Below are 13851 nucleotides of genomic sequence, written 5' to 3' on the forward strand. Positions count from 1 at the left end.
GGCCATTCTATAAGAATGACCTTTTTAATAAATAAGTAATTAAACTCTAGTTACGCATCACTTTCACAACTTTAGATTGCTCTCCAGAGGCAACCTCAATAAGGTACATTCCAGAAGGGAAAGCTGACAAATCAATGGTTGTAGAAGTAGCATTAGGCTTAGTTACAAATAATTGCTGTCCTAATAAGTTTCTAACGGTAATACCATCAATCACTTGCTGTCCATTAAAGCTAACAACATCATTTGTAGGATTAGGATAATAGCTGAATTCTAAAGTTTCAGAATCATCAACACCTACTGTGCCATCTACAGTAAAGTTATCTACAAAGAAATCAACGTCATTTCCATCTGCAACAGTACCATTTGTCGACCAGAATGCAAATCTCACTATGCCAGAATAGGCACTTAATGGGAAGGTTTCTTGTTGACCTACATTAGATACATTACTAGCCGAGTTGTAAGTAGCAATATTTGTCCATGTAACCCCATTATCAACGGTTATCAAAAACTGTACTTCATCATCACTACCGAAGTTTTCAACGGTAGTCGCATCAAATGCTGTCAAAGCAATATCAAAACTAGCTGTCAACATGGTAGATGGGTTTGTTCCTAAATCAATTTCTGGAGAAACTAACCAGTCATTCGCACCACCTAAGTTCCAGATATTAACTCGAGCAGCCTGACCAAATGTACTAGAAGGATCGTTACCGAAGTCGTCATTTATCCAGTCACCATCTACGCCGTTAGGTCCTGTAGCGATATCAGTATTATCTCCTTCTTCCCAACATGCTCCAGGGAATGTAGAGAAATCGTTTCCAGGAGTACCAGTTATAGAACCGTAAGGTGCTACAAACGGTGCGCAAAGTGTACTAAACGTCTCAACCGAAGTCCAATCACTAAAGAATCCACCTCCACAATCTGCTCTTACATAAACTTCATAATCAGTTGCTGGCATTAATGTAGAATCAGTATATGGATTATTAGTTGTACTAGTTCCATTACCTGTCGGTACACCTGTTCCAGCAGCTTGTACAGCTACTTCCCAAACAGTTGCATTTCCATTTTCAGTCCATCCTATTGTTGCAGTATCACTACCTATAGCAGATACAGAAACTCCCGATGGTGCAGAACAGAAAGTTCCACAAGTTTGAATTCTCATAAGATCTAAAGCTATATCTCCTACAAAACCTCCTTCACCACCAGGCTCCTCTGTAGCCGTTATCTGAATATAAATAGTCTGCCCTATTAAAGTGGAAGGAAGCATTGCGCCTAACTGAGCATACGGATCAGTTTGTGCGGTCTGTAAACTACCTACATACGTAAATACATTTGTAAAAGGTCCGGTTGCGCTTGTTCCATAACCTACTTCAAAAATAGTTTGATCACCACCGAACGAATGGAAGAAGAAAGATAATTCTAACTCATCATTTGCTCCCATAGTTAAATCTATAGGAGGTGATACCATAGATGACACAACTGGGGTACCGTTAATACCACCAGATGACTCAAAAAATACATACCTTGATCCATCTGCCGGAGCAAAAGGACCTGTTCCTGTAGAACCAGTTCCTCCATTGGCTGCCGAACCACCTGTGAAATCCCATTGACCATTTGCGGTTCCTACATCACCAGTCCAACCTCCTATACCATTCTCAAAACTATCTTCCCAGATATATCCTGGTGCACCTGTCGTACAGGAAACCCCTTGAGGACCTAATGGAAAAGTTCTAGTAGTTACAGGGTTAGTCGATGGACTAATATCCATAGGGTTACATACTGCAAATACTCTTACCTGATACGGTGTATTAGGTGTTAAATTATTAAGTATATAATTAGTATTAGAAGTAACTCCAGTTACTTGAACTGGTGTTCCTGTAGCAAAGTCTGGAGTGGCATACTCTACAATCCATTCTGTCTCAGTATTACCAGGGTTCCATGATAAATCTAAATTATCGTCTCCTATAGAATTAACCGATAAACCATTTGGATTAGGACATGAAGGAATTTCTTCATAATTAATATCATCCAAAAACATAGCATCAAAAGTACCAGCTTGTACAAATCTAAATGCTATATGTCCACCAGTAGTTGTAAGGGATGTAAAGTTTACCGTTTGCTCAGCATATTGATCATCTGGTAAATCAGCATTAGTAAACGTCTGAATTAAGTTAAATGTGGTAATATCATTAGGATCAGACATTACACCTACTTCTAAGCCTCCAAAATCTCTATCATAAGCAAAGAATCTCACTCGCTTCGTATTATTAAGATCTGAGAACTCAGGCATTACATAGTAAAGACCAACACTAGCGTCGCTACTACTTGTTAAATACATATGTTGAGAACCACTGTTTGCAATTAGATCATCTACTTGAACTAATGGAGTTCCCACAGTAGCATTATCGATTATAGCATTATCACAAACAAATAAACCATTTAAAGGGTCGTTTTCAAAATCAGTAAAATATGGTGCAGTAAATGGCAAACAAGGAGTAATGAATTGGAAAGGTCCTACCCAATCGCTATTGGTCATTGGTCCACAAATAGTTCTATAATAAACTTCATAAGAAGTTGCTGGTGTCAATGTATTATCAGTAAAAGATGTAGTTGTCAATGGAGTACCAGCAGCAGTTGGAACGCCAGTTCCATCTGGTTGCAATACATATTCATAAGACCCAGAAGGAGTTCCTAAAGTATCATTGAAACTGAAATCACCACCATTAGGACCCAAGTTTGCCACAGCAAATGAATCTGGATTAGAACAATAGTTTCCACAAGTTTCAATTCTCATTAAATCTAATGCAATATCACCTACAAATCCTGTTTCATTTCCAGGCTCCTCAGTAGCCGTAATTTGAATATGAACCGTAGCACTACCTAAGACTGAAGCTGGTAAACTTGCACCTACTAGAGCATAAGGATCGGCTTGAGCTGATTGTAAAGGACCTATATAAGTAAATACATTTGTAAAAGGTCCAGTAGGGGACGTTCCTACACCAACTTCAAATATGGTTTGATCACCACCTACAGAATGCATAAAGAACGACAATTCAGCCTCATCTGTTGCAGCAGAAAGGTCGATTGCTGGAGAAACCATAGATCTAGGACCAACAGTTGTTCCAGATGTCTCAAAGAATACATATCTAGTTCCATCTGCCGGAGCGAAAGGACCGGTACCTGTAGATCCAGTTCCACCATTTGCGGCTGAACCACCTGAGAAATCCCATTCACCATTTGCAGTACCAACAGCACCAGTCCATCCACCTGCACCGTTTTCAAAACCTTCTTCCCATGCAAATGCATTATCATTATTAGGACAAGTTACTCCTTGAGGCGCACTAGGTAATGTAACAAAGGTTATAGGGTTTGAAGCAGGACTTGTATCATTAGGTCCACATACTGCAAAAATTCTAACTTCATATTGCGTAGTTGAAGTTAACATATCTAATACATAACTAGTATTAGTCATCACTCCAGTTCTTGTTCCTAAAGATCCCGCACCACCTGGTGTAAATCCAGGTGTTCCATACTCTACTATCCATTCTGTTTCAGTTCCTCCTGCTGTCCAAGACAACTCTACTGAATTCTCAGTAATATTTGCAGAAGTAACCAAACTAGGTTGCGGGCAATTAGGAATCTCTTCATAATTTACATCATCGATATACATAGCATCAAAGGTAGCAACAGGATTAAACTTAAATGCAATCCAACCACCAGTGGTTGTCAAGCTAGTAAATTCTACAGTTTGTTCCACATACTGATCATCTGGTAGGTCAGCATTAGTAAATACTTGTACCGCAGTAAAAGTTGTAGCATCAGCTGGGTCTGTCATAGTTCCTACTTCAAGACCTCCTAAATCACGATCGTAAGCAAAGAAGCGTACTCTCTTAGTATTGTCAAGATCAGAAAACTCTGGTAAAATGTAATACATTTCTGCAGTTGCACCAGTAGACTGGCTAGCCATATTTATGTGTTGACCACCTGAATTAGAAACTAAATCATCTACTTCTACGATTGGTGCTGTTCCAGTACCACTTCCTACAATAAGATTACTATCACAATTGTTAAGACCACCCAATGGGTCACTATCATAATCCGTAAAATATGGAGCAGTTAACGCAGCACATCTAGTTGTAAAAGTAAATGGTCCTACCCAATTGCTAGTTCCACTTACTGCACATAATGATCTAACATAAAAATCATATTCTGTATTCGGTAGTAAACCGCTTATAGGGTTTGTGCTGTTAGATGAAGTAGATTGAACACCTGCGGTGCTAGAACCTAAAACATACCCTTCAACATCATATTCAAACTCCCAAATGGTAGCCATATCATTTTCAACCCATTCTAAATTAGCTGTAGTTGAACTAATAGCGGTAGCAGCAAGGTCGCTAACATTAGCACAATCAGGTGCAACGTCTACTCTTACATTATCAATCGCAATATCTGACTCGAAAGATGAACCTTTAGTCGCCTTCCAAATGATAGTGATCGTTTGACCATTATACGCAGATAAGTCTACAATAGATTCTAGATAAGGATCAGTATCAGCAACTTGTTGAGCTCCTGTAATTAACAGTACACTAGTTTCTACTCCAGCAGCTTGAACAAAAACTTCTAGTTGATCAATATCAGCACCAGTCATGTGATAATCAAATCTCAGTTCTGGAGCAGACAAAGGAGTCAAGTCTATAAGCGGAGATGTTAATTCTGCAATATCTGCAGTAGCTCCTGCACTACCTTCAGTATACATATAATTACCAGTGGTCACACTAGGAGCAGGACCAGTTGCAGTAGATCCTGTTAAGGTAGGAGGTGCTACTACCCAATTGTAGTTAGCAACACTTCCAGACCAACAGTTTTCCGCAACAAAACCATCAGCAGCGCCTGGGAAACCATTAGTTGTAGCAGTGAAATTCTCAAAATCCTCAAAGAATGGAGCAGCAAATGAAGAACATGCTGTTTGAAAAGATACAGGACCGGTCCATACAGACTCACCTGCTGTACCAGTACAAACTGCTCTCACGTAAACATCATAATCTGTAAATGCTGTTAAACCAGACCATGTGTATGGATTACTTGTAGCAACTTGCTGCACTCCAGTTGTTGTAGCGTCTGGAGCAGGACTACCTGCGTCTTGGACTAGAACTTCAAAACTGGCAGTACCACCTACCGTATTATCGATCCATGATATATCTGCCGTTGTATCTGTAAAACTATCTACAGAAACATTTGTTGGTTCTGGACAAGCGGGAGATAGTTCGTAAGTAATATCATCTAAATAAATAGCATCAAAAGTAGCTACAGGATTAAATTTAAATGCTATAAAACCACCTGTAGTAGTAAGCGAATTAAAATATACAGATTTCTCTTCGTAAACATCATCTGCCATGTCAGCATCTGTTAATGTAACGAGAGAAGTAAAAGTCATTGGATCCGTTGGGTCAGTTATAGTCCCTACTTCAAGTTCTCCATTATCTCTATCGTACACATTAAATCTCAACCTTTTATCTGATGATAAATCGGAGAATTCTGGTAAGATGTAATAAAGTTCTGCCGAAGCACCTGCACTCTGACTAGCCATATTAATATGACGGCTACCTGAAAGTGCGATTAAATCATCAACTATGACTATAGGATCTGTAAACCCAGTTCCAATAACAATAGAATTATCACAAACAAATAATTCATCCACAGGAACTGTTTCATAATCTGTAGTGTAGGTTACTGTAAAAGGAACACAGGCAGTTGAAAAGTTTACGGGACCAATCCAATCACTTTCCCCAGCCATTCCACCACACATCGTTCTTACGTAAACTTCATAGCTCGTTGCAGGTGTGAGACTTGAATCTGTTATCATTGTTGTTGTTGCGGCTGTACCAGCAGCTGTTGGTATACCTGTACCAGGGGCTTGAATAACATATTCATAAGCACCTGCAGCAGTACCATTTGTATCATTAAAAGAAATATCAACGCTATTTGTTGTTATATTATCTACCATCAACATATCTGGATTACTACAAAATGCACCACAAGTTTCAATTCTCATTAAATCTACAGCGATATCACCTACAAAACCAGTCTCATTACCAGCTTCTTCAGTCGCAGTTAATTGAATATAAACCGTAGAACTACCAAGTACAAAAGCTGGCATATCAGCTCCAACCAAAACAAAAGGATCTGCTTGATTTGCTTGTAACGGGCCTTGGTAAGCAAAAATACTAGTAAAAGGACCTGTAGGAGAAGTTCCTACTGATACATCAAAAAGTGTCAAATCACCACCAAACGAATGAAAATAAAATGAAAGTTCTGCCTCATCAGTAGCGTTAGTTAAATCTATTACTGGAGATACCATTGATCTAGGACCAACATTCGTTCCAGAGGTGTCAAAAAACACATAACCGGTTCCTACTTCTGGACCTAATGGACCAGTACCTGTTGATCCTGTACCTCCAGTTCCAGTGAAGTCCCAATTTCCATTAACTGTTCCAGTATCACCTGTCCATGTAACGGTTCCAGAATCAAATCCATCATCCCAAGCAAACGCACTATCATTATTGGGACAAGTTACTCCGTCCGGAGCACTAGGTAATGTGACAAAAGTAGCATTCACCCATTGACTCAAATCATTTGTAGACGCATCACAAATAGCTCTTACGTACACGTCGTAGGCTGTCGCAGAAGGTAAAGACGTTAAATTTAGAGCTGTAGTTGTTTGCGTGGTACCTTGTGCTGGAATTCCTTGACCAGTACCTGGAGTTGTAATGACACCAGCTAACGCATAATCTACTTCCCATTCTGTTTCAGCACCGCCAGCTGCCCAAGATATATCAAGAGTGGAGTCTGTTGCTGCAGCAGTTAATCCAGAAATTTCTGGACAAGAAATACTTGTACATGCATTGTAAGGTCCACCCCAAAGACTAAAGTCTCCCATTCCACAATCATACCTAACATAAAAGCTATAACAAGTGTCTGACATTAAACCATCGATCAATGCAAAATTTCCAAACGACCCAGACTCTGTAAAACCACCAGGTGCACCTTGTACGTAGCCATCTAATCCATAATTCACTTCATAATTTGTACTTGTATTTCCATTAGCATCCCATGTAAACTGCACTTCAAAAGCAGATTGAGTAATAGGAGCAAAATTTGAAGGAGAAGGACAAGATTCGGCAGTTGTAAAAGTAATAGGTCCAGCAGAGGCACTCAAATCGGTTCCAGGAACGCATACCGCACGTACATATATATCATAGGTAGTGACACTACTCAAATTCATCAAGGTAAATGGATTTGTCGGAGCTGGAACTATAACTCCACCATTGCCTACAGTATAAGGGCTAATTCCATATTCAATTTCCCATTCAGTTTCAGCACCACCGTTAGTCCAAGCAATATCTGCTTCATTAGCTGTAACACTTGAGACTACAATATTAGTAACTACAGGACAAGTAGGACAAGAAGCATTTCCTGAAAAAATATTCATCTGATCTGTCTGAGCTAATGGAGATTCATAAACTAAAAGACCTTCTGAGTCTAATAATCTAAATCCACCATCACCAGGAAATTCAGGTGAACGATAGTCGATTACAATGGTCGACATATCATTTACCGTAATCGGATAAACCTCAGTATTATCCATATTAGGAGTACCTGGGTTTGTAATCACATAAGTACTGGTTACACCATCTACTGTGACATCAACACCAGTGTTACGAGCGAGGTTTGCACCACTATCCCAATCATTACCAAAAAAATCTGTTAACTCTAACTGATAATTACACTGGGCGTGCGTTTCAACTGTCAGGATTAAACAAAACATGGCAATTAAAAAAACATAAATTTGTTTCATAATAAAGTTTTAAAAAATTGTTTTGAAAGCTATGAAAATAAGAATAATTTAAGTTCTGAGCATAGTCAAAGTTAATTATTCGTTAACTGGTAATATTTAAGGATTAAAAAAAAAGGATCACAATAATGTGATCCTTTTTAATAGAAAGAGTTGTGACAAAATTTATTCCTTAATAAACCTCACCGATTTTTTGTTTTCTCCACTTTGAATGTTCAATATATACACTCCAGATGGTAAATCCTGTACATTAATTTGTGGAGCATCAGTAATAACATTTTCCATTACGGATTGTCCTAACAAATTAAATACAGTCAATTTATTAATGACCACGTCAGCTCTTACAAATAGAGTTTGAGCCACTGGGTTAGGATAGATTACTAATTCCGCTTTCGCGAAAGCGTCATCATTACTAGCCGTACTGTCAATGGTAAAATTGTCGATAAAAAAGTCGACATCTTCAGTATCTGCAACTGTCCCTCTTGAAGACCAAAAAGCCATTTGGACAACGCCTGAATAAGCAGCTAAATCTACAACCTCTTGTTGTCCGGTATGACTTACAGCGCTAGCAGCATTCCAAGTAATCAAATTATTCCAAGTTGAACCGCCATCGCTTGTTATTAACATTTGAATTTCATCATCACTTCCAAAATTAGAAGCATTAGGACCTGCGAATTCAGTCAATGCAACATTAAAAGTTGCTCTATAACCGTGACTAGTTGCTCCTAAATCAAAAGAAGGTGAAACTAACCAATCGTTGTGAACGGAAGCATCATCATATAGATTAATCTTAGCAGACATGGTATTTACATGAGGAGTCGTATTTGCCCAATCATCAGAAGTCCAAGCACCATTATTACCATTAGGACCAGTAACAATATCGGTATCATTACCTTCACTCCAACAGTTTCCTGGGAAAGTAGAAAAATCATTACCAGGTGTTGTAGCGGTACCATAAGGTAAACTGAATACATCACAAGGAGTCGAGAAAGTAAGAGGCCCTTCCCAATCTGAGAAATCACCCATTCCACAATCAGATCTTACGTAAACATCATAAGTTGTTTCTGAAGATAATCCTGAAAGAACTTGCGGATTTGTTGCTGTCAAATTCTCAAAAATAGCACCTGCCGTACCTTGTGCAACCCCAGTAGGTTGTACCTCAACTTGCCAAACAGTAGCACTTCCTGTCTCATTCCATGAAAAATTAGCCGACGTAGGTTGAACCATATCAACTGCAAGCATATCCGGTTTAGGACATGATGGTCTATCTTCAAAATTCACATCGTCTATATACATTCTCCATCCATCAATAGAAGATGGAGGTATTCTAAAGGCCACATTTACATTACCGGTATAAGCGGAAAGATCAATCACCTGCTCCATATAAGTGGTATTGCTGTATTGAGCAGCAGGTAATAATGTTACCGTAAAATCTGCTGCTCCAGCACCAGTAGTTGACAGTAAGACTTCCATATTATTAGGCTCAAATGAACTTTGAACTCTATACTGATATCTTAATTGTTGATTACCAGTTAATGTAATCGTTGGAGATACTAAGTAATCGTCATCACTACCTCCATTGAAGTCAGTATTAATAACAGCTACTTGATCACCTTCAAAAGGATTTTGAGCATAATTTAGATCCCACGCATCACCATCACCATTAGCATCAATAACAGACCAACAGTTCTCTGTAGTACTTGCAGAGTTAAAACCTTCTTGGTAAGGAGAAGGAATAGGATCACATTGCGTATTAAAAACAGCAGCAGCCGAAAGAACGCTTGGATCTCCAGAACAATCAAAGGATACGTATGCTTCATAACAAGTTCCAGAAACTAATCCTGAAATATTAAAAGGATTAGAAGTGGCGGTAACTGTAACCGCATTAGGATCCATAGTTCCAGGCACAAAACCACAAGGACCATACTCAATCGTTACTCCAGTAGCAAGTGGCTCAGCTGCCCAACTAATGTCTGCTGAGTTTGCTTGCACTGCGCTCGCAGCTACCATTAAAGGATCTGGACACGTTGGGATATCTTCTACAACTACATCATCGATATATACTCTCCATCCATCAAGTGCAGTAGGAGGAATTCTCCAAGCAATATAAACTGGACCTGAAAATGCAGATAAATCAATCGTTTGTTCCATATATGAAGTATTGGCATACTGAGCAACTGGTAATAGAACGTTAGTAAAATCTGCTGGAGCTAAACCTGTAGTTGACAACAATACTTCCATGTTATTAGGTTCAAAAGAACTTTGAACACGATATTGATAAATCAATCTTTGACCTGCTGCAGTAAGATTTATTTGAGGAGAGATTAAATAATCATCATCCACACCACCATTAAAATCGGTATTAATTGCAGCTGACTGATCACCTTCAAATGCATTAAATGCATAATCTAGATCCCACTGATCGCCGTCTCCATTTTCATCCAATACTGTCCAACATTGTTGTGTAGTACTATTTGCATTAAAGCCTTCTTGAAATGGTACGTCAAATGCAAGACATTGAGTACAAAAATTACCAGCTGCTGACCATGGACTAAATCCTGAAGTAGGACAAGCAGATCTTACATAATAATCGTAACATAATCCTGGAGTCAATCCTGTTAATGTAAATGGATTAGAACTCGCGGCAACTAAAGTTCCCGACCCTAAAACAAATCCAGGAGCGCCGTACTCTATTTCCCAACTAGTCGCCGTTCCACGTTCTGTAAACCCAATATCAATAGTTGTAGTTGTAGCAGCAGTTGCTGTTAACATAACAGGTTCATCACAAGCTGGTGTCACCTCAAATCGAACATTATCAATGTACATTCTCCATCCATCTGTTGTTGTTGTAGGTATTCTCCATGCTACGTAAACATCTCCCGTGTATGCTGATAAGTCGATGATCTCTTCCATGTAAGTTGTGTTAGAGTAAGTTGCCACTGGTAAGAGAACAGTTGTAAAATCAGCAACTGAATTACCTGTTGTAGAAATCAACACTTCCATATCATCTGGCTCTCCAGCACTTTGCACTCTATAATCATATCTCAATCGATCTACACCTGTAAGAGTTATAGCTGGAGAAATAAGATAATCATCGTTATTTCCTCCATTAAAATCTGTGTTTATGGCGGCCACTTCATCTCCTTCACTTGTATTGAAACCATAATTCAAATCCCATTGATCACCATCACCATTTTCATCAATAACGGTCCAGCAATCTTGAGTTGAGCTTGTTGAATTAAAACCTTCTGTAAAAGGCACCGTAAAAGCAACACAATTCGTTCTTCCAGAAGTAGGACCTGTCCATAAACTTTCATCACCTATAGCACAAACTGCTCTTAGATAGAAATCAAATGGTGTGTTTTCTGTTAGACCAGGGATTGTAAAAGGATTTGTTGTTGCTGGAACTACGGTACCAGTTCCTTGAGCAGCACCTGGAGTTACATATTCTATTTCCCAAGCAGTTTCTGATCCTCCATTGGTCCATGAAAGAGTAATACTATCTGAAGTAGTAGAATCAACAGTTAATCCTAAAGGTGCTGGACAATCTGGTGCTTCATTAATTGTAATATTATCTATAGCAATATCAGACTCAAAGTCATTGCCTCTTGTTGCTTTAAAAATAACCTGAAAGGTTTGACCTGAAAAGGCATTCAACGCGACATTTAAATTCAAAAACGGATCTGTATCATTAGCTTGTTGCTGTCCAGTCAGTGTTGCTACAACAGTATCTGTTCCTCCTGCTCTTACTATCACTTCTAACGAACCCATATCGTCACCTGTCATATGGTAGTCAAATCCTACTGCAGGAATGGTTAAAGCACTTGAATCAAATAGAGGCGTTGACAGCTCTGCCACTGCCCCATTAGTTCCACTACTTCCTTCAGCGTAGAAATATACTCCAGTTGCAACAGAAGGGTCTGGACCAGTATTTCCAGAGGCAGTCTGAGATGCTGGGGCTACTACCCAAAAGTAATTACTATTTATAGCAGAATAACAATTTTCTAGAACAAAGGCATCTCCAACTACAGGAAAATTATTAGTTGTAGGTGTGAAGTTCATTTCAAAATCTTCAGAATAAGGCGCAATTACAGCATCACACTGAGTAGTCCCACTAATCGGACCTACAACTGAGCTTTCATCACCAGGACCACATATTGCTGTGATATAAAAATCATAAGTAGTGTTTTGAGTTAAACCTGTTACACTAAACGGATTTGTCATTGCACTAACGGTAGTACCCATTCCAGGTGTAAAGCCTGGAGCACCGTATTCGATGTTCCATTGCGTTTCAGTTCCGCCATTGGTCCATGATAAATCTACCGTTGTATTGGTAGAACTATCAAACATTAAATCAGCTGGCGCTGGACAAGTAGGAGGCAATCCACAAGTTACGTTTGCGATAAATCCATCTCTTTGCACACTTCCATCTGATTGAAAAACAAAAGTTAAACAACCTGATGGTAAACTTCCTATAAGTAGTTCACCAACTAAATCTCCCGTACCAGACGTAGTGTCCCAACACCATTCTGTTCCTCCACCAGGTGGATTAATAGTAGGGGCGTTCGTATCTGGACCGTTATAAACCGTAAGGCCGTCAAAACAACCAGTACCAGAGTCTTCTAACACAAATTCAATAAAATCTACATAAACAACATCTCCAGCATTATCTGGACATACTGTATAAGTGATATCTTCATCTGGAGAATAAGTTCCTGTTGTTCCTCCACTATCAACTAATTGATCACCGTTACAGTAATCTGCAGGAGTTAATACCGTATCACACACTGGTGTAGATCTATCCATAGGTCCACAAACAGCGGTAATACATACTTCATAACTCGTTCCCGAAAGTAAGCCGGTAATTGTTGTTGGAATCGTTAGTGTAGTGACAGTTGTGCCAGTACCAGGCGTCAACGGAGCAACACCATATTCTATTTCCCATTCGGTTTCAGTTCCACCAGCTACCCAATCAACATCAATACTAGTCTGACTAATATTTGAAAAAGTAACTCCTGTAATATTAGGGCAAGATTGTAAAGTTGAGGCAGTGTAAGCTGCTGACCATGAACTAAAATCTCCCATACCACAATCGATTCTCACATAAAAGTCATAGGTAGTATTTGGAATAAGACCTGTAACATCAGCAAAAGGTGCGGTAACTCCAGTTATAGTTGTGCCACCGTTTCCTAATGTGTAAGGAGATGGCCCATATTCTATTTCGAAATTTGTTGAAGTATTTCCATTTGCATCCCAAGTAAAAGGTATTGAAGTTGCGGTAGTTGGTAATGGTGCAAACGCACTTGGCATAGGGCAAGAAGGCGTTGTGGTAAATGTTACTGGCCCTTGATTACTGCTTATATCACCCATTCCACAATCTGCTCTAACATAAACGTCATAATCAGTTTCTGACATTAGTCCACTAATAGGCCATGGATTTGCAGTTGCATTTACAGTAGTACCAGAACCTGGTGTAAAGCCTACAGGCCCATACTCAACTTCCCAAGCTGTCTCAGTACCAGTAGCTGTCCAACCTATTTCAGCACCATCTGCCGTAATATTATTAGTTGTAAGCATAGTAACTGCAAAACACGTTGGACAAGTTGCTGTTCCCGTAAATATATCCATCATTGATGGTTGATTTATCGGAGAAGCATAAACTTCTATACCTTCTGAATCTAATAGTCTAAAACTACCGTCACCAGGAAAAAAAGTTGCCCGATAATCGATACTCAATGCATCTGCATCATTTACTGTTATCGTATAATTTTCAACTACAGGCATGTTTGCAACTGGAGAAGGATCTAGAACTAAATAGGTAGTAGTCACACCTGCTACAGTCACATCAACACCAGTATTAGCTGCTAAGTTATCTCCAGAATCCCAATCGTTTCCGAAGTTATCCGTTAACTCTAGTGTATAGTCACATTGCGCAAAGGCAAAAGTTGTAACAAAAAACACTAAAAGAAGTGGTAATAGTTTTTTCATGTTATTTATTTAAA

Annotated in this window: 2 protein-coding genes; both read right to left on the reverse strand. The window is 39.1% G+C overall.

Annotated elements, in window-relative coordinates:
- Positions 1-46: 46 nt before the first annotated feature.
- The gene (locus DDD_RS17020; protein WP_015364210.1) at positions 47-7852 is read right to left on the reverse strand and encodes a fibronectin type III domain-containing protein; all 7806 of its coding nucleotides are present in this window, start codon (positions 7850-7852) and stop codon (positions 47-49) included.
- 162 nt (positions 7853-8014) lie between these two features.
- Positions 8015-13837, reverse strand: coding sequence for a T9SS-dependent choice-of-anchor J family protein (locus tag DDD_RS17025; protein ID WP_015364211.1), 5823 nt, complete (start codon positions 13835-13837; stop codon positions 8015-8017).
- Positions 13838-13851 lie beyond the last annotated feature (14 nt).

The organism is Nonlabens dokdonensis DSW-6, from assembly GCF_000332115.1.
GTDB classification, from domain to species: Bacteria; Bacteroidota; Bacteroidia; order Flavobacteriales; family Flavobacteriaceae; genus Nonlabens; species Nonlabens dokdonensis.

What these genes read in the sequence shown, in the direction of transcription:
- DDD_RS17020 (WP_015364210.1), bottom strand. Translation starts at nt 7,852, where the DNA reads ATGAAACAAATTTATGTTTTTTTAATTGCCATGTTTTGTTTAATCCTG.
- DDD_RS17025 (WP_015364211.1), bottom strand. Translation starts at nt 13,837, where the DNA reads ATGAAAAAACTATTACCACTTCTTTTAGTGTTTTTTGTTACAACTTTT.